This is a genomic window from Hydrogenispora ethanolica (assembly GCF_004340685.1).
Lineage (GTDB): Bacteria > Bacillota > UBA4882 > UBA8346 > UBA8346 > Hydrogenispora > Hydrogenispora ethanolica.
This window is the reverse complement of record NZ_SLUN01000004.1, coordinates 45,249-71,415: the sequence shown is the minus strand read 5'-3', so window position 1 is coordinate 71,415 and position 26,167 is coordinate 45,249. Positions and strand designations below refer to the sequence as shown.

Here is a 26,167-nt window from a genome sequence, read left to right as displayed (position 1 = left end):
CCGGGGTCGGCCCATATTAAAGGAAAGAGGTGTGTTTCATGAAAAAAATCAGTATTAGCGGCGGCGAGATGAACGTCCCCGCGATCGCGCTCGGCTGCATGAGAATCGCCGAACTTTCGAAGCAGGACGCGGCGGCTTTGCTCCATACCGCGTTGGACGAGGGGATCGACTTTTTCGACCATGCCGACATTTACGCCGGCGGCCGCGCCGAGGAGCGCTTCGCCGAGGCCCTGGAGATGAATCCGGGCATCCGTGAACGGCTGATCATCCAGAGCAAATGCGGCATTCAAAAGGGCTATTTTGACTTTTCCAAGCAGCATATTCTGGAGGCGGTCGAGGGCAGCCTCAAAAGGCTGCGCACCGAGTACCTCGACGTGCTGCTGCTGCACCGCCCCGACGCTCTGGTGGAGCCGGAGGAAGTCGCCGAGGCCTTCACCCAGCTGGAACGGAGCGGCAAGGTCAAATACTTCGGAGTCAGCAATCAAAATCCGATGCAGATCGAGTTGCTCAGCAAGTATCTGAATCAAAAGCTGATCTTCAACCAGTTGCAGTTGAGCATCACCAACACCGGGATGATCGACGCCGGCCTCAACGTCAACATGCAGATCGACCGTTCCGTCGATCGCGACGGCAGCATTCTGGACTACTGCCGCCTCAAGAACATCACCATCCAGGCCTGGTCGCCTTTTCAATACGGCTTCTTCGAGGGCGTCTTCCTGGACAATCCGAAATTCCCGGAATTGAACCGGAAGATCGACGAGATCGCGGCGGCCAAGGGCGTGCCCAACACCGCCATCGCCATCGCCTGGATCCTGCGGCACCCCGCCAAGATCCAAGCCATCGCCGGCACCACCAATGCCAAGCGCTTGAAAGATATCTGCCAGGCTTCCTCGGTCACCCTCTCCCGGCCGGAATGGTACGAGATCTACCGCGCCGCCGGGAACAAGCTGCCCTGAGTTGTGCAAAAAGCCGGTTGGAAGGAGATCCAGCCGGCTTTCTGTTTACCAAGAACCCGTCCCCAGGGGAATGTCCGGAAGTGGCGCTCCGGCCAATCTACCTTCACCACCTGGCCTGTCCGGGATTGGGGCAAGATTCCCCGTCAATTTTCGCTCTGACCTGAACCAGGCAGCCGCAATGCCGGCAGGTCGTGCCGAACGATAGATCCGGGCAGCGGCTGCAAATTGCCAATCGACTTTGATATGCCTCGTCCGCTACGGTTTTAACTTTTTTCTTCTCGATAACATAGCGCAGTATGTTGGCAATTTTCTCCGGAGTGACAGCGATGGTCCCCGAACAATCCTTGCAAGGGACGATTCTCATCCGATTCCCTCCCCAATCTCACATGACTTCCAATAAAACCACCGACATTGGCGGAAGATTGGCTTTCAATCCGTCGGAAAGCGTTTCATATTCATTGAATTGCCGCGGTTTTACTTGCTCCGGCTGATCAAAGGTATTATGAGTGTTCATTGCGGAGGCGGTTAAAACCTGTCCGGAAATCCGGCGTGGGTTGAGCCCCGCCAGGCTGCAGTTGATCTCAACGCTCTCCCGTAAATTGATGTTGCAAAGGGTCAGGTGAATTTTACCATTGTCATCCACCGAAGCGGACGCACTGAGCCACGGAATTTTCTGCCCGTCATGTTCATGCTCCCCCGTTATCAGCTCCACTGGCAAATGCGTCGCATCCTGGTGGACCTGGTACATTTCGTAAACATGATAGGTAGGCGTAAGAAGCATTTTAGCCCCGTCCGTTAAAATAGGAGCCTGAAGGACATTGATTGTCTGGGCGATATTGGTCATCCGCACCCGGTCGCTATGATTGTTGAATATATTGAGGCTGATCCCGGCGGAAACCGCATCACGAAGCGTATTCTGCTGATACAGGAATCCCGGGTTGGTGCCGGGTTCGACATCAAACCAAGTTCCCCACTCATCGACGATCAAGGCCACTTTCTTTTCAGGATCATATTTATCCATAATGGCTGAATGCTTTGTAATAAGTTCTTCGGTAAAATAAGCAGCGCTCATGATCGCATACCATTCGTCCGCCTCGAAATCCACCGCGGATCCCCGGACGGCATTGGGTTTTGCTAAATAAATCTTGTTCCCATCGGGTTCTTCAATTACTATGTTGTGGTCATTGACCCTTGTATAATAATGCAACGCGAGTCCATCCATAAAATGCCCCGCTTCCCGCATCATCACTTCCGTCCAGTGATAATTATCCCCTCTGGGACCGGCGGCAATCTTTTCGAGCGGAGCGGCGCCATAATCCCTGACATACAAGCTGTACTGCCGATACAGGTCGGCGTAATATTCGGCTCTCATCCGGCCGCCGCAACCCCAGTTTTCATTGCCGACCCCGAAATACTTCAGGCTCCAGGGTTTTTCCCTCCCGTTTGCCCGGCGGAGAGCGACCAGCGGCGATTCGCCGTCGAAGGTCATATACTCTACCCACTCCTGCATCTCGCGGACGGTTCCGCTGCCCACATTGCCGCAGATATACGGTTCGGTCTCCAGCAACTCACACAAATCAAAGAATTCATGGGTGCCAAAATGATTATTTTCAACGACTCCACCCCAATGGGTATTCACCATTCTGGCCCGGTTTTCCCTTGGGCCGATACCGTCCTTCCAGTGGTATTCATCGGCAAAACATCCTCCCGGCCAACGTAACACGGGGATCTTAATATTCTTTAATGCCTTGATGATATCATTCCTTATCCCTCGGGTATTGGGAACCGGGGAATCCTCTCCCACCCAAAAACCGTCATAAATACAGCGGCCCAAATGCTCGGCAAAATGACCGTAGATATTGGGATTGATACGATGCTTGCCCGCTGTGGTGTCGATCTTTAGCGTAGTCCGCATAACAGGTAGCCTCCTTCGTTTATCGAACCATTCGCTGATTTTCAGCCTTTTACGCCCCCGCTGGAGAGACCCGATATAAAAGCGCGCTGGTAAAAGACGAATAAAATAATGATCGGAATGACTGCCAGTACGGCGCCGGCTATCAGCATGTCGTAATTGTTGCCGTAGGGTGACATCAACGATGCCAGACCGATGGGTAATGTAAACATGGTGTTGGTCCGCAGGACGATTAACGGCCAGATAAAACTGTTCCAATTCTGCATTGCCAAAAGAATGGTCATCGCGCCGAAGGCGGGTTTCATCAAAGGAGCCATGATTTTAAAGAATATGCCGAATTCCGTACAGCCGTCGATTCTTCCGGCATCCATGAATTCTTTGGACAACCCGCTGGTATACTGGCGGAAGAAAAATATCGCCATCGGTGAAACCGTAAATGGCAGGATCACTCCAAAATAAGTATTGATGATACCCAGCTTGATAATTAGTTTATAGAGTGGCAGTATCAATATTTCCAGGGGAATCATCATCACAAATAAAACCATCGTAAAGATCACGTTCTTGCCTTTGAAGTCGTAGGCCCCCAAACCATAGCCGACCAAGGAGGAAAAGAAGAGCGCTCCGATGGTGTATAGGAAAGTAATGCAAAGACTGTTAAAATACCAATAAAGATAGATTGACCCCTGGCCGAGAAATAGCAACCGATAGTTCTCCAAGTTCATCAAATCGAGCCTAATTCCTAAGTCTAAACCGTTTCTGAACAGTTCACGGGAACTCTTAAAGGACGCCATCAGCATGTAATAAAGGGGAAAAAGCACAATTAAGCTGACGATGATGAAAGAGACGATCATCAACACAGTAAGAAGGCTTCGTTTATGATTAGCATTCATCAGCGTTCACCATCTTTTTTAAAAAGTCCAAAACATTTTAATTGGATCAAGTTGATCACTAAAACAATGACGAGCAGTGTAATTCCGATAGCCGATCCCAGCCCCATGTCATTTCTCTGGAAGGCTTGCTGATAAATGTATCGGACAATCGTGAGTCCGATATCCCCGGGCATCCCCTCATTCCAGTATACATAGCTCTCTCCGAACATCCGGTAGCCATCGAAGATCCCGATCGTCAAGGTGTAAATGATAATCGGCTTTAAAAGCGGCAAAGTAATCATCCGTAACTTAGTGAACGTATTGGCGCCATCGATATCCGCCGATTCGTACAATTCTTCGGGTATATTTTGCAACCCCGATAAATAATAGATCATGTTAATTCCGGCAAATCGCCATGCGGCCAGTATGACCATTACCAACATCCCCGTGGCGTAATTCAAAGTCCACTTCTGGGCCGGCAACCCGATTTTCAGAAAGATGGAATTCACGAAGGCGGTATCCAGTTCGCCAAACATGAGTCGAAACGCGACGCCGGCAACAATTACGGAGGTCAAGGCCGGCACAAAAATAACCGCTCGGAAAAAATTTTTTCCCTTCATCAGCTTGGAATTTAAAAGCACCGCAAAAAGCAGGGGCAGCGGTATCAGTATCATGAGCGTTGATAGCGTAAAAGTGGTATTCGTCTGAAGCGCGTTAAAAAAATGTTCATTAAGCAAGCGGTTATAATTGCTAAATCCGATAAACCGAGTGGCCGAAAAACCTAAAACCTCTTGAAAACTCATGATGATTGTACTGATAGACGGATAGAGAAAAAAAATCAAAAAAGACAAGATAAATGGGGAAACAAACAAATAGGGCGCTGTTTTACTCGAATAAAAAAACTTTTTAAGACGACTCGCGCTCAGTTTCGGACCAGCCCCGAGATTAGGCATCGCTGTTTTGACCAAAATCCCACCTCCTGGAGTATTAGGGCTGCTAAAGATTCGCTGCAGATTGAGCGGCTTTAGCAGCCCAAATTAAATCGAGATCCCCCTGATTCTTACTTTCGCTGCCTGCGCAATTCCTCGGCAGCCGCCTTTAATGCTTGTTCCGGAGTCTGACTCTGATCTTTCAGCGACTTGAACATCACATTGGATTTTACGATATCCTGCGCCGCGGCGCTTAATTCACCCATATTCGGGGAGCGAATCTCTTTTCTCATCGTCAACAGGACCTTAAATACCTTTTCATTATTGAAATACGGCAGGGGTTGGGCCAACTCCGGCGAATCCCAAACATCCCAGCGGATCGGGTCGAAATTGAGCTCTTGCCAGATCCGGATGTTGGATTCCTTCGAAAGCTTAGCATAGGCGAGAAACTTCACTGCCAGATTCTGGTTCTTGGACTGTTTGGTCACAGCGGTTCCGGTTCCACCGATACCGGCCGACCGTGAGTTGCCTTTTTCAAAGATCGGCATGGGGCGAACCATTATTTTTCCTTTTAAATCCGGCATATAGCTGGTAAACCGGCTCATATACCACATCGGCATAATCAACGAAGCGATTCCGCCCTTATTCATGAAGGCGAAAAATTCTTCAGAGTTGGTATTTCCGCCCGGCATGGGGATAGCGATTTTTTCCTTGTAAATCATGTCTTTAATGAATTGTAATGTTTTGACGTTGGTTTCACTGTCCATCGTCACATTGCCCTTTTTGTCAAGGTAATCAGAACCTCTTTGGACAATCATCGGCCAGAAAGGTCTTTGATCGGTGACTTCCACCGCAGTCATTGGTTTCCCCGTTACGGCGAGCACTTTTTTGCCGGCGTTGACATAATCGTTCCAGGTAACGATCTTGTCCACATCGACTCCGGCTTGATTCATGAGGTCCTTGTTGTAATAGACAACGGTCGCGCCCACGTGGAAACAGATCCCGTAGTATTGGCCGTTTTTGCTGTAAATATCGAACCGGGACTGGATACATTTCGATTTAACCGGATTGATGACCCGGTTGAGTGATACGAGAGGAATATCGCCCTTTAAAAAATTCTGGAAAAAGTTAATGTTGATATCCGAAATATCCGGAGCCCCGACTCCCGACTGCAAAGCAATCAGCAGTTTGTTGTGCATTTCGGCGTTGGGATAAACATCAACCGTCAAATCAATGGGCTGTTTGGGGTTGCTTTTGTTCCAGAGTTCCGCAGTTTTCTCATAATACTTTTTGTGCAGATCCATGTAGGTCCATAGATTCAACTTGACCGGTTTTACGGCTCCTTTGGCCTGAATGGCGCTGTAGCCGAGCGGTAATAGAGAAAGCACCAGCAGCATGGTCAACACTAAAATCGAAACCTTTTTCATAATCGTTCCTCCCTTTTTTATTTGTCTTTAACCCTACATTTACATTATAAAAAATACTGTATCGCTTCGAACTCCACATTCTTGTACTCTACTACAATTTTTTGTAATCTACTTTTTACAATTCTGTTCATACTCCAAAGGGGTCATCCCCACGATCTCCTTGAACACCTTAAAGAAATAGTTGTAATTATTAAACCCGGTTTTGGTCACAATCTCTTTGAGCTTGTATTCTCCGTTGTTAATATAATTGCGGGCATTTTCAACCCGAATATGATTCAGGTATTCAACAAAACCCATCCTGCAGTCTTCCTTAAAAACTCTACTGATATAGGAATTGCTTACTCCGATGAAATCAGCGACATCGCTCAAGGAAATGTCTTTCTGATAGTTGCGGTTGATAAACTCGATCACTTTTTTGGTTATATCCGAATGCTGGTGATCGCTTTTTATGCTCTCAAGGATTACAATCAACTTTCCATAGATGCCCAACAACCATTCTTTGATATCGCTGATCGTTTCATACTTTTGCAGCATATTGTACGGGATATCCTTATTGGTATAGATCTTGGAAATCTCCAATCCGGTCTCTTTAAGGACCTTATTGACGATGTTGATCAATTCGGCGCAAATCATCTGAGTTGACTTAATGCCAAGCCTTTGACTGGAGATTTTCTCGAAAATGAGATCGATGGTTCCTTTCACTTTTTCATAATCAAGGGCTCGCAAGGCCATGGAAATTTCTTTTTCCTCTTTGATATCAAGACAGAAAAAGCCCTCTTCATGCCGATAGGCTGAGCCGCTCATGAAAATACCGTCTTTCCCCTGGTAAAATTTATTTTTTAACTGAATGTCCGCTTCCCGGTAAGCCATGGAGAACACGGAAATGTCCCGGCATAGTTTGCCGACACCAAAGCAGGCGGTGATATTCAAGTATTTTTTAATTCCGGTTCTGATTCGATCCAAGGTTGCGGAAAGCCGATTATTGATATATAGCCGGCTATAGCCGACTCCCAAAGAAAAGACGATGATAAACTTCCCTTTCTCAAGCTGGAAGATGGGCGCTTTCTCCCAATCGCTGAGCATTTCCTTGGCGATCTCCAAAAAAGTTTGGATCAGAACCCCCCTTTCCTTACTGGAGTATTTTTCTTCGATAAATGGATAGTCATCGATCTCCGAAATCGCGATCACCAGATTTTCGGTATCCATCTTAATGTCCAGGGCACCGATGGTTTGGCGAATTTCTGCTTTATCGGTTATGGTTCCGGAAACCAGTTTCAAAATGAATTCCTGAGCCAGAATCGCCCGGCCGCTTGATATCTGGTCGGACATAAAATTTCTTTGATTACATTCATCCCGGTATTGGATGATGGAATTCCGGGCGGTTTCAAGCATATCCATTAAAACCGCCGCGTTCAAACGATGCTTCAGGACATAGTCGATGGCGCCCTTCTTCATGCTCTGTCGCACATAATCAAAGTCATCATAGGCGCTTACGGCAATCACCCGGATCTGCGGGTAATTTTGCTCAATGTAATCAATCAGCCCAATCCCGTCCATCGAGGGCATGTACATGTCGGTGATCACGATGTCGGGCAATTCCTTTTCCATGAGTTGAATGGCGTTTAAACCGTTATTGGCCTCCCCGGTGATACAAAAACCGCGGTTCTCCCATTCGATCATCGTTTTCAAGTCGGTCCTGGAAAAACTGTCGTCATCCACAATCAACACCCTTAGCATCCAATTCAGCTCCTTCCTTCTCAATCACCGGAATGGTGATTTCTACCGTCGTATACAAATTGGGAACACTCTCAATGGTAATACCGTACTCCGGGCCGAAATTGAGTTTGATTCTTTCTTCGATATTCCAAATTCCGATGCCGCTGAGCCGGTCTTTCTTTTCAGGTGGCTTTTCTTGCAGTAAGTTGTCCATCACATCGCCGGGGATACCGACGCCATTATCCCGGACAATCATCTTTAAGTCGTTCCCGGCCCTGTACCCTTTGACAACAATGATCCCCTGCCCGCCGCCGGGCCCTAAGCCATGGATCAGTGAATTCTCGACGATCGGCTGTAAAATGAACTTTGGCACCTGGCAGTCCAAAATTTCGGCTTCAATTTGATAATGGACCTTAAATTTGTCATAGTACCGGTAGGCCATGATATTGAGATAATTCTTCACATAGGTGATCTCATCCCGAAACTCGACCAACTCTCTCCCTTTGCCCATGCACCCGTCCAACAGCTGCATGAGTGATGTAACAACACTCGATATATTATCCGCCTTCTGGATATTGGCCAGCCAGCGGACAGTATTCAGTGTATTGGCAAGAAAATGCGGGTTGATCTGGGCCTGTAGCGTCTTAAGTTCAGCAATCCTTTTTAGTTTTTCTTTGTTTTTTACTTCCTCAATCAGATCTTTAATCTCCCGCACCATCTTATTAAAGACATTCGTTACTTCGCCGATCTCGTCCTTGCTGCGATCTTCGATGCGGACGACAAAATTGCCGGTTTCAACGTTTTTCATGGAATCCACCAGTTGATGCAGAGGCTTGGCAATACTTTTGGTGACAATGAAAGAGAGGAATAAAGCCAACAGGAAACAGATAATTCCTAAAATAGCGATGTAAATGCCAATTCTGGTTGATTCGGAGTTCAGATAGAAGAAGGGGATGGCGCTCACCACAAACCAATCCGCGCCGGGGATGTAGGTGTAAGCAATCAAACAGCGTTTGCCGGAAATAATATGGTTAAATGTATATTTACCCTCTTTCATGTGGCTTTTGAGTGCTTCGCTAAAGGAAGGATCGGGATATAACCGGGCAACTTTCGTGTCCGGGTTTCGGCTGGAGATCACCACCCCTTGACGATTCAAAATAAAAGTATCGGCGCCGTTTCCAAGATTGATGCTTTTATATTTATTTAAGATATACTTCTCATTAATTCGGATAATGATATAGCCGATCGGAATTCCCTGTTCCAGTGATTTAAAGCTTCTGGCCAAAAGGATGCCCGCACTGCCGTATCGTTCCATGCGATAAATCGAATTACTCGGTTCTGCTTCATTCGCTTGATCTTCGATCAGCCATACCGGGACGCCTTTTCGGGCCGCCGTTTCCTGGAAAATGTCCTCTAAGAAATCCGACTTAAGCTTTAGTTTAAAAAGCATGTCGCCGTAGGCGATGATCTTCTCCTTATTTTGGGTATACACTAAAACATCCGAAACGCTGCGGAAAAACAGAAACCGTTTGGCGAGAATGGCTTGCATTTTTAATTCCGCATCCGTTTTTTGCCAATCATTCAGTGTAGCATAGCTAATCAGGGTTTTTTGAAAGATATCCGAAAACGCAATATCAACGCTGTCACTTTCAAAACGGGCCAGAGCGTTTTGAATGTTTTCACTGACTTGATTCACAACCTGAATTGAATAAGTGCTGATCTTGGTTTTAATCGCTTCACTCGACTTATAGTACGCAAAAACTCCGGTAATCAGCAATGGAATCAACGAAAGGATCGCAAAGGAGATGAATAAGCGGTTCTGAATCCCCGTCTGCCGGATAAAGCCGGCCAAATTGATAAAAGCTTTGTGATTTTCGTAATTCCGAGTCAGATAGTTGATCATATCCGATATGTTCAAACGTAGCTGTCTCAAAAGCTCTTGAATGGGGCGCAAATGGTTTGCCTCCTCCCGGCAATGCGAAATTTTTCATAACATGAAAAGGGACAGAAACGTTAATACATTTCGGTCCTTCCGGCCCACTTCCTGCCATGGCGACAGGGAGACGGCGCTTTACGAAGCACATTTCGCGTAAACAGGCGAAATGCCGCGATGAATCCTTTCCGGTAAATCATGGGGATGTTTGACGAAATTTTAAAGAAGCCTTTTTTTAAGATGAAAAATGTCTAAATGCAACCCCTTGCCCCTTAAAGGGGAAAGCACCAGGCTTTGAAGTGGATGAAACATTGTTTTGAGCTTCTACAAGCGTTGTGATAAACCCTGTCCGAAGGCAAGGGTGAACACAAAAGCTCAGAGAAGCAAGTGATAAAGTCGATTTTTTAACTTTTTTGCATGCTGATCTCGTTTCGAAAGACTTTATCACATGGCTTCTAGATAGCTTTTAATCGGGCGCGGGTTGAGGATCCGCAAGAGAACGTTTTACGAATCACGGATCGCTTTGGGTGGCTGAAAGAGCTCGCTCAGTCGCCGAGCAAGCTCTTTTTGTGGATGAGCGAGCTGGTTTTGTGGATAAGCGAGCTAATGATTATCAAGTTAGCTCCGCTCACACGGAAGGGATTGAAGGATAAGTCGTGACGTCTATAGTCCTAACCCTCGGCCCTTCCCGAATCGGGCAATGTCATCCACCTGAATCCGTGACCTCTATAGACTACCAGGCAAAACCGTAAGAACTCGCGACAACGTTTCGCCTGGTATAAAGGGATTCGCCACGGATTCAGGATCAAGCTATCGTGGGATAAAATGGGAAAGATGACTATCAAGTTAACCCAGTAAAATCGGAAAGATAAATCGAACTCACCCTCGCCCTCTCTTTTATGAAAGAGAGGGTAACCCGGATCCTCCGCCGCCTAAAGACTCAGCCACTGCCATGAACCGGCCTTCCTTTCCTCTCTTTCCGCAAAAGAGAGGGAAGCTAGATGGGTGAGTTCAGTTTTGAGCTTTCAGGCCTAATCTGGCTAAGATATTTCACGATATTTTAATTTTCTGAGCTAATATAATAGTCAACATGGGAAATGTATTGATGACAAACTACGAAGTCGAAAAGCGACCTCTCCCACTCTTCCCTTATTCATCATCATAATGCGCTATAGTGTTCTTGTTCCAAAATATGTAATTATCCCTTGATGGCATTGCCCGAATCGGGCAGGGAAACCACCAGGCTCCGGGGTCTAAAAGCCTTTAGGCTGCGGAGAATGGTGGTTACTCTCCCCGATTCGGGCCCTAACCAGGATGGTTTACGCACGGCGGTCCATGGATGGAATACCGCTGCGGAGAGCCAAGAGAGAGGAAGAAGGCTAGATCGAATCCCTATCATGCTTACGTACTTTCTTGCGGATTTAACTTTATAATCATCAGCAAGCTGGTTTTATGAATGAGCCTCCCACCCCAACAAAGTTAGGACAAACGAAAGGATGAAAAATGACGAAGTGCGACCCCTTGCCCCTTAAAGGGGAAACCACAAGGCTTCGAAGCGATTTTTCAAAGTAGATAGCGAACTTGCTCAGTCGTTCAGCAAGCTCTTTTTGTGGATGAGCAAGCTGGTTTTGTGAATGAGCGAGCTTGCTCAGTCGCTCGGCAAGCTATTTTTGTGGATGAGCAAGCTGGTTTTGTGAATGAGCGAGCTTGCTCAGTCGTTCAGCAAGCTCTTTTTGTGGATAAGCGAGCTGGTTTTGTGAATAAGCGAGCTTGCTCAGTCGTTCAGCAAGCTCTTTTTGTGGATAAGCGAGCTGGTTTTGTGACTGAGCGAGCTCGCTCAGTCGCTCGGCAAGCTCTTTTTGTGGATAAGCAAGCTATTTTTGTGGATAAACGGATCCGTTTAACGTGGTTAACGGTTTTGGCTGTGGATAAGTCGGGGATGTACAACGAAAACCGGCTAACCGGCAAAGCCGGAAAGCCGGCCGGACACAGGTTCCAACCGGCTTTCACTCATCTTAAAATTCAAACCGCGAAGTTTTATCTGACCTGATGAGATGGGTTTAGGGGTACAGGATGACCTTCATCGCGTTGGTTTTCTGCTTGTTCCAGAGCAGCTCAAAGGCTTCTTTGACCTGTTCCAGCCGGAATCTGTGCGTGATTAGCGGTTTGGCTTGCAACCGGCCCGCCTCCATCAACCGCAGGGTGGTCGGGAAATCCTTGAACGGGTTATTGGCGGAACAACGGATCGAACGCTCGCCGCTCAGATCCAACAGTTGATAGTCCATTTCATTCTCATTGGCCACCAGATTGACCATGGTTCCGCTGCAGCCCAGCATCTGCAGGCCCTGTTTCTGAGTGCCGTTGGTTCCCACGCAGTCAAAGACGGCTCTAACCCCGCTTCCACCGGTTTGCTCCTTGATATACTCCACCGGGTCGGCCTGGGTAGCGTTCACTCCGCCATCGGCTCCTACTTTTGCGGCGATCTCCAGCGCCAGGTCATAAATATCCACGCAATAGACTCGTCTGGCTCCAAAGAGCCGGACGATCTGGGCGATAGCCAGTCCGACCGGGCCGCTGCCGATGATCGCCACATCTTCCCCCAAGAGCTCCGGAGCAAGCTTCACCGCATGCATGGCGACTGCAAAAAAGTCCAGGGTCGAGGCCTCCTCGTCGCTTACGTGATCGGCAATGGGGTAGCAGTGGGTCCCCCAGACCTGGCAGTATTCGGCCATCCCCCCGGGGAAATACTTCATATCGTTCCAGCCCGCGCCGTGCCCGATATGTTTGGTGTCCCGGCAGAGATTTTCGCGGCCGGTGCGGCAAAACTCACAAACGCCGCAGGTGTTGTAGACCAATACTCCGACGCGTCGGCCGACTAAAAAGCGGTATTTGGGGTCGCGTACCTCGACCACCTCGCCGGTGAACTCGTGACCCAGGATAATATTGTCGGGGTTCTTGGCGTTGATGCCAAGGGTATGCATGGCCCATGGGCTTTCGCCGTCATAATAGCGTAAGTCGCTGCCGCAGACGCCGCAGGCTTTCACCCGGACCAAGACCTCATCCGGCTTCAACTCTGGCAGCGGCACATCGCGGTATTCCAAATCGTGACTGCCTTTCAATACAACCGCCTTCATCCGTTCATCCTCCTCAAAGCGTTTTTAATCGTACCAGAGTCTCGCCGCCATACGGGATGATCCCGACCTTGGCGTCGGCTCCATGTCGCTCAAAGGCCATCTCCAAAGCGGCGTTCACATCGTTGGCCCGTCGAAAACGTAATAGTCTCAACTCTTCTTCCGTTAGATATTGAGACACGCAAATCACGTCGGCCCGATCGATCAGTTTGAAATGGTTCAGAGGATTGGTGGCTCCCACAATGTCCCGGATGGCCCCCCGGTTGACCCCGTCGATAATCGCTGGCGGCGTCATTCGAAAACCTTCATATACCGCTTGTTGGTGGGACGGGGCGTTGCCGCAGAGTCCTTCCGGAGCATCCAGAACGAAAATAATCGTTCCGCCCTTCTTCACACCGAACTGGGCGAAGGCAAAGGGTTTGAAACCCTGCCAATAATCGATGAAACAAGGATTGGCCGAAACGACCAGGATATCGGCCAGCTCCGGAATTTCCGGTCTGAGCACTTGATCGGCAAAGCGGACCCCCGCGCGGTGGGCTTCTAAAAAATGCCCGGCGAAAAGCTTCAGGATGTTTCGCTCCTCATCGAGCACGGTATTGATGATAAAATCCAGCCCGACCATTTCGCCGATGCGGTCGATCTCGGCGCGGCAGAGATTGTCGATGGCGCCGCAGACCCCCATCAGATCGGTCTTGACCGCGCCGATCCAATGGGTGTAATCCGTAGTCCGTTTGCCGCAGACTCCCGGCTGGATCATTTTGGCCCCGCCACTCCAACCGACGACCACGTGGGGAACGATGTTCCCGATGGCGATTTTGAAATCGGACTCCAGCACTTCGGGATAAACCTCAACCGGAGTCCCCAATTCCGTGGTGTTCAAGTAATGAAAATGGCTCTCCTGATAGTTGGGGTTGATGATCTCGTATCGGCCGAGGATTGCCGGACCCACTTTCTGGAGCAGTTCCGCCTCGGTCAACGGCCGGTGCGTTCCCGGGGCGATCATCAGCTTGATCTGCCGAGGCGCCGCCTGCTCGATCCGGCGCAAGACATGGGGCAGAATCCGCTGCTGCGGCGTAGGCCGGGTAATATCGTCGATGATGATCAGTACCTTGGCCCCAACCGGGATCGTTTCTTCCAAGCGGCCGGCCCCGATGGGCTGGTCAAGCGCTTCGCTGATGAGCCGGTCCTGATCGCCGCAAGCCGCAATGGCCGCCGGAGCGGCATAGTAAAGCAGATTCCGGTCCGGCACCGCGAATTCCACTTCGCGCAGGCCCGCAGATTCCGGTCCGGCACCGCGAATTCCACTTCGCGCAGGCCCGTGGAAAATCTAAACGTTGACATCGGTTTATCTCCCATACTTTATTCGATATTCAGTACCCTACTGTTACCGCCCGGACCGGCCATAATCCAGCGACTCCCGGAATTGGCGGAGATTCTGCGCCAGGCTTCCGCCTTTTTTGAAGACGGCCGAGGTCCCCGCCACCAGAATATTAGCGCCGGCTTCCAGCGCCGCCAAAGCGTTTCCGGTGCTGATATTGCCGTCCACCGCCAGGTTGATGCCGCCCACCAGGGAACGTGCCTCCCCGATCTTGGCGTGCATCGCCGCAATGAATTTCTGACCGGCGAAACCCGGCTCCACCGTCATGAGCAGCAGCAGATCCAAATAATCGACAAGGTAGCGGAGCTGATGCAAGGCCGTGAAAGGGTTGACTGCCAACCCCGCTTGCACGTTGTTTCGACGGATCTTCTCCAATAGCCGGATCGGGCACCTGGTGCTCTCCGCATGGCAAGTAATGATGTCGCTGCCGGCGTCAATGGCTTGATCCAGGTACTGTTCCGGCTGTTCCACCATGAGGTGCACGTCCAGCGGTACCCGGCTGATCTGTTTGATCCGCCGGACGGTTTCAAAATTCATGGCCAGGTTGGGCACGAACCGGCCGTCCATGATATCGATATGGAACCAATCGCAACCGGCGTCCTCCAGTTGGCGGACGGCCTCCTCCAAGCGTAACGGATCGGCGCACATCAACGAGGCGGAAATTCTGACTTTCATGAAATCCCTCCCCGGGCCGAGACAAAGCTCGCCACTTCCTCCCGGGATGGCAATGACCGTAACGAACCGGCCCGGGTGGCAGTCAACGCGCCGACCGCGTTGGCAAACTTCACGCTCTCATCAATACTGTACCCCCGGCTATAATAGAAGGTCAGCGCCGCGCTGAAGGCATCGCCCGCCGCGGTCGTATCCACCGCCTCGATCGCATAGGCGCGGTGATGGCGAAATCCGGTCGCGTCACCGACCAAGGCGCCCTGATCCCCTAACTTCAGGACCACAATCTGAGCGCCGGAGGCTAGCAGGATCTTCCCGGCCCGCTTGGCCGAGTCCAGATCGGCGATGGCGACTCCCGTCAGGGCCCGGGCCTCAGTCTCATTCGGGCTTAAGATGGTGACTCCTTGGAATAGGTCGAGCGGCAACGATTGCGCCGGACCGGCATCCACCACCACCGGCACCTTGTGCCGGCGGGCGATGGCGATAATCTTTTTCACGCTGGGAATGGGGATCTCCAGTTGCAGCAGGACGATTCGGGCCGATTCGATCAGCGGCCGGACTTGGTCGACCTCTGCTTCCTGATAAGCCATGTTAGCGCCGGGGAGCACAATGATCCGGTTCTCGCCGCTCTCCTCGACGATGATGAAGGCGACTCCGGTGGCGGTCTGTTCATCGATGAATAACGCCGCTGGATCGAGCTTCTCATTCAATAAGGTGTGGTATATGCCGTCGCCGAAGGAGTCCTTGCCGATCTTGGCCGAGAAACGGACATCCGCCCCCAATCGCGCCAGGGCCGTCGCCTGGTTGGAGCCTTTCCCTCCGGGCAGGAAACTCATGGCTGAGCCGAAGGAGCTTTCGCCGGCGGCCGGCACCTTGGCGGTCTTGATAAAAACATCCATGTTGGAGCTGCCGATGACTAAAATGTGATCGCCCAACTTGATCGCCCCCTACGGCAGGATGATTACTTTCATGGCCTGGTATTGTTCTTTATGGAACAGAATGTTAAACCCCTCATTGACCTGTTCCAACGGGAGAGTATGAGTGATCAGCGGCTTTGCCTGGATGACGCCGGACTCCAACAATTCGATGCCGAGCAGGTAATCTTCATATTTATTATTGGCCGAACTGACGATTCGGCGTTCTCCGCTGAGATCCATCAGCCGATAGCTGGCCTTGGTCTCATTGGCTACTAGGTTTACCAGCGTACCGCTGACCGCCAGGCATTTCAGGGCATCACTCTGGCTTTGGGCAGTTCCCACCGTGTCAAATACGATATTGACGCCTCGATTATGCGTCTTCTTCGCTATGAATCCAACGATATCTGTCTTTCTGGAGTCAAGCGCCTCGTCGACCCCGATCGAACCGGCTATTTCCAACGCTTTGTCAAAGACATCCGTACAATAGACCCGACTGGCTCCGTAAGCGCGCACCGCTTGTGAAATGCACAACCCCACCGGGCCCGAACCCAAAACCAGAACCTGATCGGCCGGTTGAATCGCAGTTTGAGTAATGGCGTGGATGGCCACGGATATCGGATCGAGTAAGGTCGCTTCTTCATAGGAGATCGAGTCCGGTATCTCGCAGACATGGGTTCGCCAAACCTCGCAGTATTCGGCCATCCCGCCCGGATAATAGCTCATCTCGCCCCAGCCTGCGCCATGCCCGATGTGCTTAGTGTTCTTGCAGAGATTGTAACGTCCGGTCCGGCAAAATTCACAAACGCCGCAGGTATTAAAGGCCAGAATGCCGACGCGTTTCCCGATCATCTCCTTAAAATCGGGGTTCCCCACCTCCACCACGTCCCCGGCAAACTCATGGCCGAAAATGATATTGGCGGGATTGGGCCGGTTTTCGCCCAGCGTATGTAGGGCCCAAGGATTCTCCCCTTTGTAATACCGTAAATCACTGCCGCAAATGCCGCAGGCTTTCACCTCCACCAATACCTGGCTTTGGTCATAAGACCGCTTCGGAATCTCCTCCACTACCAAGGTCTGCGGTTTCTTCAATACTGCTGCTTTCATGGTCTTCTCCTCCGTGTTGTCGATGTTTTTCTTTTGACTGTCTTTGGAATCTCAAGTCTCAAAGCTTCCTATGCCCGCTCGGCCCGGCTCAACCTTTGACTGCTCCGGCCGTCAATCCCTTGATGATATAGCGCTGCAAGAACAGCGAGATGATTAGGATAGGCGCGGTGATCACCACAGCCGCCGCCATCAGCCCGCCCCAGTTAATTTGGGAATATGAAACGAAACTGAACACGGCGATCGGCAAAGTTTTGGTGTTTGTTCCGGAGAGAATCAGAGAAAACATAAAGTTGTTCCAGGAAAAAATGAACGACAGGATCGATGAGGTGATGATCCCCGGTCCGGACAATGGCAGAATAATCCGGAAAAAGGTTCCCACCCGCGAACTACCGTCCACCCAAGCGGCTTCCTCCAGTTCCCTGGGCAATGATTCAAAGTAAGGGATCATAATCCAGATTACGAATGGCAACGCCACCAGCATATGGGTGAGGATTAGGGCTGTATAGGTATCAACCAGCCCGATCTGGGTAAACAGAATATACCAGGGTACCAAAAAGGTAATCCCCGGGATGATCCTTACCACCAGAATGATCAGGCCGAAAAGTTTCTGTTGGAACCGCGCGATGGCATAAGCGGCAGGCAAGCCCAGGATCAAGGCGTAAAGAATCGATAAAAAGGCGATGATAAAACTGTTTTTAATGGGACCTAAAAAGTTATATTCCGAGAAGACTGCAACATAATTCTTGAAGGTCGGAGTGAATTGAAACGGATTCTGGTCCACCGACATGATCTGCACCTGGGTCTTGAAGGATGCCAAGACCATCCAGATTAATGGGAACAACACCACCAGCAGAATCAGATAAATCAGGATATGACGCGTAACCTCGAAAGCAATTTTCCGGTTTTTCCGGCGCTTGCCGATGACTTGCCGACTTTTCGCGGCGACTGCCGTCTCGTTTGCCATTAGAAATCCACCCCGACTTTGTTTTTTACTTTAATAAAGCCCAGGCTGATCAAAAGCACAATAATAAAGAAGATTACCAGCAACGCCGAGGCCTTACCAAACGTAAAATATTGAAAACCCTGGATGTATCCTAAGATGTTAACGGTTTCACTGGCATAATCCGGTCCGCCCTGGGTCGTGACATAAAAGATATCAAAAGTCTTCAAGGCATCGATCAATCGCAGCAACGCCGCGATCATAATGGTCGGACTGACCAGCGGAATGGTGATCTTCCATAGTACCTGCCACCCGTTGGCGCCATCGACTGTCGCCGACTCATAGGGGTCATGGGGTAGCGCGCTCAAACCGGCCAGCACGATCAGGGCGATCATCGAGGTCCATTCCCAGATATCCACGATTAGCAGCGACACAAATGCCGTCTTGGGTGAGCCGAGCCAGGCCAGTGGTTGGAACCCCAACGCTTTGACCACGACATTGACAAAGCCGATGGTCGGCTCATAAATGAGCATCCAGATCAAGCCGACCGCCACCGGCGTGGCGATCATCGGCAATAAAAACAGGGTTTTGACAATGTTCTTGCCCAGGAAATCGCGGTTCAGCAGCAGCGCGATGGCCACGCCGAATACGGTCTCAAAGAGCAACGCCAAGACACTAAAGTAGAGCGTGCGGAAGACCGACATCAAAAATCGCTGGTCCTGCATTAACTCGACATAATTGTTCAACCCCAGCCATTTTGGAGGCGTCAGATTCGACATGCTCCACTCAAAGAAACTCAACCGAAAGGTATATACAATAGGAAGTGCGATCATGACCAGTACAAAGATAACTGCTGGCAAAGTAAAAATAAACTTGAGATTCTTGTCTATCCAGCGAGTCAACAATTTCCTTCCCTCCCTATTTCTCGAAGCAGGCTCCCGAAAAGAACCCGGGAGCCTGCCATAATCGCTATTTGCCGAAATCCTTGTCGATGATCGCCTGGAAAATCTGGTTGGCTTTGTTGGCCGCAGCCGCCACATCCCGGTTTTCGATGGCCGCGGTGATCACATCACCAATAGCATCCCGGGCGGCACCCACCTGAATTACCAGCGGCCGGTCGGAACTCACGCCGATGGAGGCCGAGGCGTTGATCACCGCCACCAGTTCCTTCGGAAAACCTTTAGTCCCCACCGAACGTTTCCAGATCGAGCGCCGGGCTCCGGGTACCCCGCCCTGCTGCGTAAGCATCACCATGGCTTTGCCGGTGGCCCAACGAATGAATTCCCAGGCCGCGTCCTTTTTGGTACTATTCGGACTGACGCCAAGCGCCCAAGTGACGACGTTGTACGGTCTGGCCCCCGCCGGTCCGGCCGGGAATGGCGCAAAACCGACATGTTCGCCGATGAGCGATTTGTCCTTATCCACAGTTGACCGGTACAAGCTGTCCGCATCGGTATACATCGCCGCCTTGCCCTGCGCGAACACACCTGCGGCCTGGGGCCAGTTCATGTTCAGGACGCCCGGCGCGCCATAATTTCTCAAGATATCGCCGTAAAACTGGAAGGCTTTAATGGCTTCCGGCGTATTGATGGTGGCTTTGCCGTCTTTCATGAAATCAGCGCCAAAGCCTCGCAAATAACTGGAGAATTGGGTTACGGCCGCTGCCCGCTGGCCTCTTGCCACAAACCCGTAGATGCCGTTGCTCGGATCATTCAATCGCTTGGCGGTCGCCATTAACTCATCCAATGTCTTCGGGGGATTTAATTTATACTTTTTGAATAGGTCTTTGCGGTAATAGAGGATTTCTCTTTCAGTGACGATAGGTACGCCGGCGATCTTGTCCTTGTCTTTCACCACTTCGAGGGTGGAGGGAATAAAGTCCTTGAGATCGAAAGCCTTGTCCTTCTGAACCAGCCCATCGATCTCTTGCAGCCAGCCGTTTTTCATGAAGAGCCGGCCCTCTTGAAGCGGACGGAACATGAATACATCTAAGCTTTTGGAGCGGGACGTACACTCCACCGCCAACTTCGTGCTTAGCTGTTCCTCCGGCAGAGATTCGAATTCAATCTCAATTCCCGTCCGTTCGGTAAATTCCTTAAAATAAGGCCGCAGCAGTTCGGTCCAGTTATGATTACCCGCCAGAAAACGGATCTTGGTTCCGGCATAGGGTTTGCCCTTGGCGGCGTCTACCGAACCACCCCAGGTTATTCCAAAGCCGGCACACAACGCCACGATGAACATCCCAAACAATACTTGAGGCCAAAACTTTCTGGTTCTTTGCAACTTCAACTTAACTTCCCCCTTTTTTATCCTTTTAGAACTCAAAAACTCAAAATGCCATCCATCCCTCCTTAGCCTCAAATCGCCTCAGTTAGGCACTTAATCAAAATGAGCTGCGTGCACAATTTTAAACAAAAATTTTTATCGAAGAATTCTTATAACGATTCCTTCGTTTTAACCAGCATCGGCATGGTCGTTTCAATCTCATTGGCAAAGCCGTAGATTGCGAGTTCGTACAGGGATTTGATGGTGCAATAGCCCAATTTGATTAAGTCCACGCCAATCAGTGCATCAACCAGGCCTTCCATTACGAATATCTCAGCCTTCGTGGTGAAATCGAAGAAAATCACTTTCACTTTATCGAACTGATTGCATTCTTTTAAAGCGGTTACAATTCCGGCGATTCCGCCACAACTGGCGATAATCCCCTTCACGTCAGGATGGTTCCGGATGATCTCCAGGCAGGAATTGTAAGCGATATTTTCGGTGTAATTTCCCGAAACATTGGCCACGATCCGCAGGTTGTCGTATTCATGAATCTTACTCACCGCGCTGGCGATTCGGGTCTGATGAACCGTATTATGGAGAAATCCCGAAAAGAGCGCCACTTCGCCGGCACCGTGCATGAACTTTTCCAGCAGATCCACCGCCACCCGTCCCTCCTTGGCGCTGTCTGAACCCACGAAATAGTTGAAGTCCGCCTCAATATGATTGAAGTAACAGGTTACGATGATCCCTTTTTCCCTGGCCCGTTGCACGGCAGCCGGAATCTCTTTCTTTCGTTCTCCTTCCGGACAAATCGCAATCCCGGTAACCCCCATTTTAATAAACTCGTCGATCGCCTTTACCTGGTCCTCGGCCCGGCCAGTGGTCATGCGGCGGATAATGAAATTGACCCCACGATTCTGGAGACGCTCGATACACAACTGCATTCCTTCAAGGATTAGCGAAAATAACGTATTATCCTCCGGAGTCAAATCGGAAGAGAGAATAATCCCAAAATTCAGTTTTTTCTGAAGAGCCAGAGCTTTCCCGGCACTATTCGGTTTGTAGCCTATCTCGTTAATCCGCTTTAGAATAAGCTCTTTGGTCTCTTTTTTGACACCAGGCCGGTCATGGATCACCCGATCCAAGGTGGCCCGCGATACATTCAGTTTTTTTGCCAATTCTTCCAAGGAAGTCATCAACAGTCTCCTTATTTTGAGCTACGTGCCCATTAATGTTTCATCTATTTCCGCTTTCTTTTCCCTATCATGTAACGAATCACTTTTAAACGCCGGTTGTACAGACCGCGCTCATTTCGTTATTTAAGCAGAACCGCTCATTAACGAATAATTGCCGCATAAAAAACACCAATTGAGTTGCGTGCCCGATTTCAGTTTTGATTATATCATCAAGTGATTCACTTTTCAAGCCAGATTGTTACAACTTTTTGAACACCCCCCTCTTCTCCCAATCCGGCGTACCCCTTCAATGCATGGAATACTCTCAATTGTTGAATTGAAAAGCCACTTGATAAAAACCATCACTTCCGCCGACGAGCGGTAAATGAAGACTCTGACGAGATTCTTTGAATAATGGTATAAATAAGAAAAGTATTCGTAGTCGTCCCTGCCGAAATATGATACAATCAATTCGTTATGAGTCCGCTTGGAGGTGTTATTGGAATGGATGATCGGCAAGTAGCGGTATTGCTTGAAGATCTGCGGGCACAGTTTCGGACCTTTGGCGAAGGCCTCCAATTGCTCAACCAGCAAGTTGAACAAGGCTTTTCCGAAGTGAAGGCCGAACTTAGCTCCTTGCAATCCGAAGTTCTCCATCTCAAACTTCAAAATCAACAAGAACATCAACAATTGCGGCAGATGATCCAAGAATTGGACAATGAAGTACAGGTCGAAGTCAAGCGGGTAAAATAGCCGAAGCAAACCTTTGCTTTCATCATGCTTCTGCGGCATAGGCCGCAGGGTTATTTAATATTTGTCGCCAAAGCCGGTCGGAACTCATTCAGAGCTCCTACCGGCTTTTTACATTGAATCCTTACCCGAGGCCGCGTTTTAGAGCTTCCCGCTCAGATCGGCCATCTCCAGCGCGGAGATGGCCGCGTCCCAGCCTTTGTTGCCGGCCTTGGTTCCGGCCCGTTCGATGGCCTGCTCAATGCTGTCGGTGGTCAAGACGCCGAAAATTACCGGCACCCCGGTGGCCATGCCCACCGCCGCCACTCCCTTGGAGACCTCGGCCGCCACATAATCGAAATGGGGCGTGGCGCCGCGGATCACCGCCCCCAGGCAGATTACGGCGTCATACTTCCCGGACTCGGCGGCCTTTTTGGCGACCGCCGGGATCTCAAAAGCGCCCGGCACCCAGACTACCGTGATCTTTTCATCGGCGATGCCGTGCCGTTTCAGCGCGTCCTCCGCCCCGTCCAGCAGGTGCTGGGTGATGAAGCTGTTGAACCGGCTGATCACAATGGTGATCCGAAAGTCCCTGCCGCCTAAATATCCTTCGATGATGTTCATGGTCATGTATCCTCCTTTATTCGATAGCAACACAGAATCAAAAACCAATCATTCTTCCAACAAATGCCCCATCCGCTTCTGTTTGGTCTCCATATAAAATTGATTGGCCGGCCGCACCGGCACGGTTAAAGGCACCCGTTCGACGATCTCCAGGCCGTGCCCGGTCAGGCCGATCAGCTTGCGGGGATTGTTGGTGAGCAGCCGGATCTTGGTCAGACCCAAATCGCGCAGGATCTGCGCGCCCACCCCGTAGTCGCGCAGGTCGGCCTCAAAGCCCAGCGACTCGTTGGCCTCGATGGTATCCTGGCCCTGATCCTGCAGCTCATATGCCTTGAGCTTATTCAAGAGGCCGATGCCCCGGCCCTCCTGGCGCAAGTAGAGAACGACCCCGGCGCCTTCCGCCGCGATCAGCTCCATCGCCTTGCGCAACTGCTCGCCGCAGTCGCAGCGATAGGACCCCAACGCGTCCCCGGTCAGGCACTCGGAATGGACCCGCACCAGGGGAACTTTTCCTTCCAGATCGCCGTAGACCAGCGCCAGATGTTCCTGATGCCCGTAAATGGTGGCGTAGCCGTACATCTTGAAGGTCCCGTACTGGTTGGGCAGAAGCGTCTCCGCCTCGCGCCGCACCACTTGCTCCTGGGCATTGCGGTAGGCGATCAGATCGGCGACGCTGATCATCTTCAGGCCGTGGTCCGCGGCGAAACGCTCCAGATCGGGCCGGCGGGCCATGGTGCCGTCCTCGTTCAGGATCTCGCAGATCGCCCCGGCCGGTTCCAGGCCAGCCAGCCGCGCCAGGTCCACCGCGGCCTCGGTATGCCCGGCCCGGACCAGCACTCCGCCGTCCTTGGCGATCACTGGAAAGATATGCCCCGGCCGCACCAGATCGTCCGGCCCGGACTCCGGATCGGCCAGCGCCTGAATGGTCAGCGCCCGTTCCCCGGCGGAGATGCCGGTCGTGCTGTCCCGGTGATCGACCGAGATTCCGAAGGCCGTCCCCATCGACTCGGCGTTGCGGCTGACCATCGGCGGAATATTCAACCGCTGGGCCGCGGCCGCGGTGAGCGGCGCGCACAACACCCCCCGGCCGTACTTGACCATAAAGTTGACCGCCTCCGGCGTGACCTTCGCCGCCGCCATCAGCAGATCGCCTTCATTCTCGCGGTCCTCGTCGTCGACCACGATCACCATCCGGCCCAGCCGGATCTCTTCAATGGCTTCCTGAATCGTATTCATGATGATTCCTCCTTACTTCCACAGAAAAGTCACGTTATGAATGCTATTTATCAAAATCCGTGTTCCGCCAGGAACTCGACGCTGATTCCCTTGCCCCGGCCCGGCTCCTCCGCAACGGCCGCATCCCCCTGCCGCCCGTACTTGGCCAGCAGGTCGGTCTCCAGATTGACCGGGTCGCCCGCTTTAAGCCCGGGAAAGTTGGTCTCGCGGTAGGTATGGGGGATCAGGGAGACCATGAATTCGGTCCCGGCCAGCGCCTGAACGGTCAGGCTGATGCCGTTCACCACGATGGACCCTTTATGGACGATCCAGGGGGCCAATTGCTTCGGAAAGCCGATCCGGATCAGGACCGCGTTATTTTGCCGTTCGATCCGAAGGATCCGGCCGATCCCCTCGACATGGCCGCTGACCAGATGGCCGCCGAGCCGGTCGCCGAGGGCCAGGGCCGGCTCCAGGTTCACCGCCGCGCCCGGTTTCAAAAACGACAAATTGCTGCTCCGCCAGGTCTCCGGCATCACGTCGGCGCTGAACCAGCCGCCGCCCAACCGCGCGGCGGTCAGACAGACGCCGTTCACCGCCACGCTGTCGCCCAAGCGCAGGCCCTCCGCCAAATCGGTCCGGATCTTCAACCGCGCCGCCCGCGCCGTGACCTGCCGTTCCAGCACGGTTCCGACCGCTTGAATCAAACCGGTAAACATGTCGCCAACTCCTCCCGGTACGCATGGACCAACACATCATTCCCAACCCGCCGCACCCCGGCGACGGTCAACCGCGGCGCTTCCGCCAGCACCGCCACGCCCGGGCCGCCGACCACTCCTTTGGCGGTCGGGCCGCCGATGAAGAACGGCGCGTAAAACAGGTAATATTCATTGACCAGATCCGCCCGGACCAGCGAAGTGAAGACACCGGCTCCGCCTTCCGCCAGGACGGACTGCACCCCCATCCCGCCGAGGCTTTCCAGCGCGCCCGCCGGGTCCACCGCGCCGTCCCCTTCCTGCCGGATCACCCGGACGCCGGACCGGGACAGCTGTTGGATCCGCTCCGCCCCGGCCTTGCGGGTGCAAAAAACGATCAGTTGCTCCGGACTCTCCCGCACCAGTTTACTCTGATCCGGCAGACGCAGGTTGCTGTCGAAGACCACCCGCAACGGCTGGCGGACTGCCGGCCGGGCCGTCCGGTTGGTCAGTTGCGGATCGTCGGCCCGCACCGTTTCCACCCCGACCAGCACCGCCGCAACTTCCGAGCGGAGCCGGTGCACCACCCGGCGGGCCGCCGGGCCGGTGATCCACTGCGATTGGCCGGTGGCGCCGGTGATCTTGCCGTCGAGACTCATGGCGGCCTTCAGAATCACCCAGGGCCGGCCGGTCAGACAGAAGTGGAAAAAACGCCGGTTCAGCTCCAAGGCTTCCCTGCGGCCAACGCCGCCGGCCACCTTCACCCCGGCCCCGGCCAAGCGGGCGGCGCCGCCCCCGGCCACCGGATTGGGATCGGCGATGGCGTACTGGACTTCGGCGATGCCCGCCGCGATCAAAGCCTCCGAGCAGGGCGGCGTCCGCCCGAAATGATTGCAGGGCTCCAGCGTGACATAGATCGTCGCGCCGCGCGGGTCTTCGGTGCAGGAGCGCAAGGCTTCGATCTCGGCGTGCGGCAGGCCCGACCCCCGATGCCAGCCTTCGCCGATGACCCGTCCCTCCTTGACAATGACCGCGCCCACCAACGGATTGGGGCAGGTCCGCCCCTGGCCGCGCTTGCTCAGTTCCAAAGCCCGTTTCATATAGCGGCGATCCGCAGCCGCGATCCGGCTTTCCGAGATCTCCCGTTCCGAACCCGACTCGTCATTCATATTTCAAGCTTCCTCCCATCCGATCCATCCTAAACTTGCCCCCGGTGCTAAGTCTTTATCAAATAAAAAATCGACCCGGCCAATACGCTTCGGGTCGATGATGGACATCGCTGAAATTCAAGGCATACCTTCTCCCATCCAGGCTGTACTGTCGGCTTTGGAATCTCACCAAATCTGCCTCCAAAGAGGCTCGCGGGCTTTACCGCCGGCTCGGAATTGCACCGACCCCGAAGGTTATTCAATTCATAGCACGAATATTACCCTTATGATAACCGAGTTTTCGACATTCGGCAAGAGGGTTAACCATTTCCTAACAAAATAATATCCGGGAATCCCTCAACCAAAGCAACCGGCGGAACGTCTAACGCTTGACGGCGCAAACGGTTCCAACCTAAATAAATCGAGGTGTCA

At 51.9% G+C, this 26,167-nt stretch carries 23 protein-coding genes and 1 riboswitch; of the genes, 3 read left to right on the top strand and 20 right to left on the bottom strand.

The annotated features are described in order from the left end of the window. Nucleotides 1-38: 38 nt before the first annotated feature. Nucleotides 39-956, top strand: coding sequence for an aldo/keto reductase (locus EDC14_RS04760; RefSeq protein WP_132013098.1), 918 nt, complete (start codon nucleotides 39-41; stop codon nucleotides 954-956). A gap of 103 nt (nucleotides 957-1,059) precedes the next feature. On the opposite strand, the gene EDC14_RS04755 is transcribed toward EDC14_RS04760, so the two are convergent. The 7 genes from EDC14_RS04755 to EDC14_RS04725 all read right to left on the bottom strand — a co-directional run bounded on the left by EDC14_RS04755 (nucleotide 1,060) and on the right by EDC14_RS04725 (nucleotide 9,595). Beyond that, nucleotides 1,060-1,320, bottom strand: a complete 261-nt coding sequence (locus EDC14_RS04755) for a DUF6171 family protein (RefSeq protein WP_132013096.1) — start codon at nucleotides 1,318-1,320, stop codon at nucleotides 1,060-1,062. Nucleotides 1,321-1,338: 18 nt separating this feature from the next. Then, nucleotides 1,339-2,871 carry an alpha-N-arabinofuranosidase gene (locus tag EDC14_RS04750; protein ID WP_132013290.1) on the bottom strand — a complete coding sequence of 511 codons (1,533 nt, stop codon included), beginning with the start codon at nucleotides 2,869-2,871 and terminating at the stop codon, nucleotides 1,339-1,341. A 41-nt stretch (nucleotides 2,872-2,912) separates the two neighbouring features. Next, a complete protein-coding gene (locus EDC14_RS04745) occupies nucleotides 2,913-3,758 on the bottom strand; it encodes a carbohydrate ABC transporter permease (protein WP_132013095.1) in 846 nt (281 codons plus the stop codon). Continuing rightward, nucleotides 3,758-4,690 carry a carbohydrate ABC transporter permease gene (locus EDC14_RS04740; protein WP_132013289.1) on the bottom strand — a complete coding sequence of 311 codons (933 nt, stop codon included), beginning with the start codon at nucleotides 4,688-4,690 and terminating at the stop codon, nucleotides 3,758-3,760. The genes EDC14_RS04745 and EDC14_RS04740 overlap by 1 nt, the downstream gene beginning before the upstream one ends. A 107-nt stretch (nucleotides 4,691-4,797) precedes the next feature. After that, on the bottom strand, nucleotides 4,798-6,093 hold the full coding sequence (locus EDC14_RS04735; RefSeq protein ID WP_132013093.1) for an ABC transporter substrate-binding protein: 1,296 nt from the start codon (nucleotides 6,091-6,093) through the stop codon (nucleotides 4,798-4,800). Nucleotides 6,094-6,201: 108 nt separating this feature from the next. After that, the gene (locus EDC14_RS04730) at nucleotides 6,202-7,830 is read right to left on the bottom strand and encodes a response regulator (protein ID WP_132013091.1); all 1,629 of its coding nucleotides are present in this window, start codon (nucleotides 7,828-7,830) and stop codon (nucleotides 6,202-6,204) included. Next, nucleotides 7,805-9,595 (bottom strand): sensor histidine kinase, encoded by a 1,791-nt coding sequence (locus EDC14_RS04725; RefSeq protein ID WP_165907795.1) that lies wholly within the window; start codon nucleotides 9,593-9,595, stop codon nucleotides 7,805-7,807. The genes EDC14_RS04730 and EDC14_RS04725 overlap by 26 nt, the downstream gene beginning before the upstream one ends. A gap of 1,756 nt (nucleotides 9,596-11,351) precedes the next feature. On the opposite strand from EDC14_RS04725, the gene EDC14_RS04720 reads away from it, so the two are divergent. Next, a complete protein-coding gene (locus tag EDC14_RS04720) occupies nucleotides 11,352-11,792 on the top strand; it encodes a hypothetical protein (RefSeq protein ID WP_132013087.1) in 441 nt (146 codons plus the stop codon). A 10-nt stretch (nucleotides 11,793-11,802) separates the two neighbouring features. Here the strand turns inward: EDC14_RS04720 and EDC14_RS04715 are convergent, their stop codons facing one another. The 9 genes from EDC14_RS04715 to EDC14_RS04675 form a co-directional block, all read right to left on the bottom strand. Next, nucleotides 11,803-12,876 (bottom strand): zinc-dependent alcohol dehydrogenase, encoded by a 1,074-nt coding sequence (locus EDC14_RS04715; RefSeq protein ID WP_132013086.1) that lies wholly within the window; start codon nucleotides 12,874-12,876, stop codon nucleotides 11,803-11,805. 13 nt (nucleotides 12,877-12,889) lie between these two features. Continuing rightward, the gene (locus tag EDC14_RS04710; RefSeq protein WP_279388730.1) at nucleotides 12,890-14,134 is read right to left on the bottom strand and encodes a nickel-dependent lactate racemase family protein; all 1,245 of its coding nucleotides are present in this window, start codon (nucleotides 14,132-14,134) and stop codon (nucleotides 12,890-12,892) included. 123 nt (nucleotides 14,135-14,257) lie between these two features. Then, complete coding sequence (gene rpe, locus EDC14_RS04705) at nucleotides 14,258-14,926, bottom strand: ribulose-phosphate 3-epimerase (RefSeq protein WP_132013082.1); 669 nt, start codon at nucleotides 14,924-14,926, stop codon at nucleotides 14,258-14,260. Then, nucleotides 14,923-15,855 (bottom strand): ribokinase, encoded by a 933-nt coding sequence (gene rbsK, locus EDC14_RS04700; RefSeq protein ID WP_132013080.1) that lies wholly within the window; start codon nucleotides 15,853-15,855, stop codon nucleotides 14,923-14,925. Before rbsK ends, rpe begins: the two co-directional genes overlap by 4 nt. 12 nt (nucleotides 15,856-15,867) lie before the next feature. Next, on the bottom strand, nucleotides 15,868-16,941 hold the full coding sequence (locus tag EDC14_RS04695) for a zinc-dependent alcohol dehydrogenase (RefSeq protein ID WP_132013079.1): 1,074 nt from the start codon (nucleotides 16,939-16,941) through the stop codon (nucleotides 15,868-15,870). A gap of 88 nt (nucleotides 16,942-17,029) precedes the next feature. Then, complete coding sequence (locus tag EDC14_RS04690) at nucleotides 17,030-17,905, bottom strand: carbohydrate ABC transporter permease (protein WP_132013077.1); 876 nt, start codon at nucleotides 17,903-17,905, stop codon at nucleotides 17,030-17,032. Continuing rightward, nucleotides 17,905-18,660 (bottom strand): carbohydrate ABC transporter permease, encoded by a 756-nt coding sequence (locus EDC14_RS04685; protein WP_341540146.1) that lies wholly within the window; start codon nucleotides 18,658-18,660, stop codon nucleotides 17,905-17,907. Before EDC14_RS04685 ends, EDC14_RS04690 begins: the two co-directional genes overlap by 1 nt. Nucleotides 18,661-18,850: 190 nt before the next feature. Further along, nucleotides 18,851-20,170, bottom strand: a complete 1,320-nt coding sequence (locus tag EDC14_RS04680; RefSeq protein WP_243662815.1) for an ABC transporter substrate-binding protein — start codon at nucleotides 20,168-20,170, stop codon at nucleotides 18,851-18,853. 146 nt (nucleotides 20,171-20,316) lie between these two features. Beyond that, on the bottom strand, nucleotides 20,317-21,345 hold the full coding sequence (locus EDC14_RS04675) for a substrate-binding domain-containing protein (RefSeq protein ID WP_132013074.1): 1,029 nt from the start codon (nucleotides 21,343-21,345) through the stop codon (nucleotides 20,317-20,319). 483 nt (nucleotides 21,346-21,828) lie between these two features. Between EDC14_RS04675 and EDC14_RS04670 the strand changes: the two genes are divergently transcribed. After that, a complete protein-coding gene (locus tag EDC14_RS04670; RefSeq protein ID WP_132013073.1) occupies nucleotides 21,829-22,077 on the top strand; it encodes a hypothetical protein in 249 nt (82 codons plus the stop codon). 138 nt (nucleotides 22,078-22,215) lie between these two features. Here the strand turns inward: EDC14_RS04670 and ribH are convergent, their stop codons facing one another. Genes ribH through ribD form a run of 4 tightly spaced genes read right to left on the bottom strand, consistent with a single transcriptional unit; the run spans nucleotide 22,216 to nucleotide 25,756 of the window. After that, the gene (gene ribH / locus EDC14_RS04665) at nucleotides 22,216-22,677 is read right to left on the bottom strand and encodes a 6,7-dimethyl-8-ribityllumazine synthase (RefSeq protein ID WP_132013071.1); all 462 of its coding nucleotides are present in this window, start codon (nucleotides 22,675-22,677) and stop codon (nucleotides 22,216-22,218) included. A 48-nt stretch (nucleotides 22,678-22,725) separates the two neighbouring features. Then, a complete protein-coding gene (locus tag EDC14_RS04660) occupies nucleotides 22,726-23,919 on the bottom strand; it encodes a bifunctional 3,4-dihydroxy-2-butanone-4-phosphate synthase/GTP cyclohydrolase II (RefSeq protein ID WP_279388733.1) in 1,194 nt (397 codons plus the stop codon). Nucleotides 23,920-23,963: 44 nt separating this feature from the next. Continuing rightward, a complete protein-coding gene (locus EDC14_RS04655; RefSeq protein WP_132013068.1) occupies nucleotides 23,964-24,611 on the bottom strand; it encodes a riboflavin synthase in 648 nt (215 codons plus the stop codon). Beyond that, nucleotides 24,596-25,756 (bottom strand): bifunctional diaminohydroxyphosphoribosylaminopyrimidine deaminase/5-amino-6-(5-phosphoribosylamino)uracil reductase RibD, encoded by a 1,161-nt coding sequence (gene ribD, locus EDC14_RS04650; RefSeq protein ID WP_243662814.1) that lies wholly within the window; start codon nucleotides 25,754-25,756, stop codon nucleotides 24,596-24,598. The genes EDC14_RS04655 and ribD overlap by 16 nt, the downstream gene beginning before the upstream one ends. A gap of 122 nt (nucleotides 25,757-25,878) precedes the next feature. Next, nucleotides 25,879-25,995: riboswitch (FMN riboswitch) on the bottom strand. Nucleotides 25,996-26,167: the final 172 nt, after the last annotated feature.

What these genes read in the sequence shown, in the direction of transcription:
- EDC14_RS04760 (WP_132013098.1), top strand. Translation starts at nt 39, where the DNA reads ATGAAAAAAATCAGTATTAGCGGCGGCGAGATGAACGTCCCCGCGATC.
- EDC14_RS04755 (WP_132013096.1), bottom strand. Translation starts at nt 1,320, where the DNA reads ATGAGAATCGTCCCTTGCAAGGATTGTTCGGGGACCATCGCTGTCACT.
- EDC14_RS04750 (WP_132013290.1), bottom strand. Translation starts at nt 2,871, where the DNA reads ATGCGGACTACGCTAAAGATCGACACCACAGCGGGCAAGCATCGTATC.
- EDC14_RS04745 (WP_132013095.1), bottom strand. Translation starts at nt 3,758, where the DNA reads ATGAATGCTAATCATAAACGAAGCCTTCTTACTGTGTTGATGATCGTC.
- EDC14_RS04740 (WP_132013289.1), bottom strand. Translation starts at nt 4,690, where the DNA reads ATGCCTAATCTCGGGGCTGGTCCGAAACTGAGCGCGAGTCGTCTTAAA.
- EDC14_RS04735 (WP_132013093.1), bottom strand. Translation starts at nt 6,093, where the DNA reads ATGAAAAAGGTTTCGATTTTAGTGTTGACCATGCTGCTGGTGCTTTCT.
- EDC14_RS04730 (WP_132013091.1), bottom strand. Translation starts at nt 7,830, where the DNA reads ATGCTAAGGGTGTTGATTGTGGATGACGACAGTTTTTCCAGGACCGAC.
- EDC14_RS04715 (WP_132013086.1), bottom strand. Translation starts at nt 12,876, where the DNA reads ATGAAGGCGGTTGTATTGAAAGGCAGTCACGATTTGGAATACCGCGAT.
- rpe (WP_132013082.1), bottom strand. Translation starts at nt 14,926, where the DNA reads ATGAAAGTCAGAATTTCCGCCTCGTTGATGTGCGCCGATCCGTTACGC.
- EDC14_RS04695 (WP_132013079.1), bottom strand. Translation starts at nt 16,941, where the DNA reads ATGAAAGCAGCAGTATTGAAGAAACCGCAGACCTTGGTAGTGGAGGAG.
- EDC14_RS04690 (WP_132013077.1), bottom strand. Translation starts at nt 17,905, where the DNA reads ATGGCAAACGAGACGGCAGTCGCCGCGAAAAGTCGGCAAGTCATCGGC.
- EDC14_RS04685 (WP_341540146.1), bottom strand. Translation starts at nt 18,660, where the DNA reads ATGTCGAATCTGACGCCTCCAAAATGGCTGGGGTTGAACAATTATGTC.
- EDC14_RS04675 (WP_132013074.1), bottom strand. Translation starts at nt 21,345, where the DNA reads ATGACTTCCTTGGAAGAATTGGCAAAAAAACTGAATGTATCGCGGGCC.
- EDC14_RS04670 (WP_132013073.1), top strand. Translation starts at nt 21,829, where the DNA reads ATGGATGATCGGCAAGTAGCGGTATTGCTTGAAGATCTGCGGGCACAG.
- ribH (WP_132013071.1), bottom strand. Translation starts at nt 22,677, where the DNA reads ATGAACATCATCGAAGGATATTTAGGCGGCAGGGACTTTCGGATCACC.
- EDC14_RS04655 (WP_132013068.1), bottom strand. Translation starts at nt 24,611, where the DNA reads ATGTTTACCGGTTTGATTCAAGCGGTCGGAACCGTGCTGGAACGGCAG.
- ribD (WP_243662814.1), bottom strand. Translation starts at nt 25,756, where the DNA reads ATGAATGACGAGTCGGGTTCGGAACGGGAGATCTCGGAAAGCCGGATC.